Here is a 592-nt window from a genome sequence, read left to right as displayed (position 1 = left end):
CCTCTGTTTTCTTCTTCGGTTGCTGTTCTGGACCAGCATGGCATCCCCTAGGTCTTCCTTCTCGTAGAGCTGGAAAGTGTCCGTCAGACAAATGCCCTCGAAGGGTTTGTACTCCCCCCCCACGATGCCGTGGTAAGTCGCCTCAATGTTAATGGCGGCAATGTAGTAGGCCAGCAGCACGATCTCGTTGGCGTGGATCTCATTCTGGTACTTGTAGGGCAGTTCTTCTGGGGTAATCAGGCCACTCTGGAGCAGCCGGGTGATGAAGGTCCCGGTTCCCGTGAACGGGTCCAGAATATGCACCCCCGGACTGCCCAGGGTCTGATCGAACTCCACCTTGAGGATGTGGTTCACACTGTGAATGATGAAGTCCACCACTTCCACCGGGGTATAGACAATACCCAGTCGTTCGGACATCCTGGGAAATGCGTTGCGGAAGAACTTGTCGTAGAGTTCCACCACGATTTTCTGCTTTCCGGCGGCGTTGTCGATGTCTTCAGCCCGCATCTTCACGCTATCGTAGAACTTTTGCAGGGTATCGGCTTCCTTGCTGATCTGGTGAGACTCCAGAATGTCCACCACGCCTTGCATA

At 54.2% G+C, this 592-nt stretch carries 1 protein-coding gene; it reads right to left on the bottom strand.

Going from position 1 to position 592, the window contains the following annotated elements; translation table 11 throughout:
* A partial coding sequence (locus IV91_RS16265) for an N-6 DNA methylase (protein ID WP_035418592.1) occupies window positions 1-592 on the bottom strand: 592 nt, incomplete at both ends.

It is taken from the genome of Ferrovum myxofaciens (assembly GCF_000735045.1).
Lineage (GTDB): Bacteria > Pseudomonadota > Gammaproteobacteria > Burkholderiales > Ferrovaceae > Ferrovum > Ferrovum myxofaciens.
This window is presented reverse-complemented; position numbering and strand designations above follow the sequence as displayed.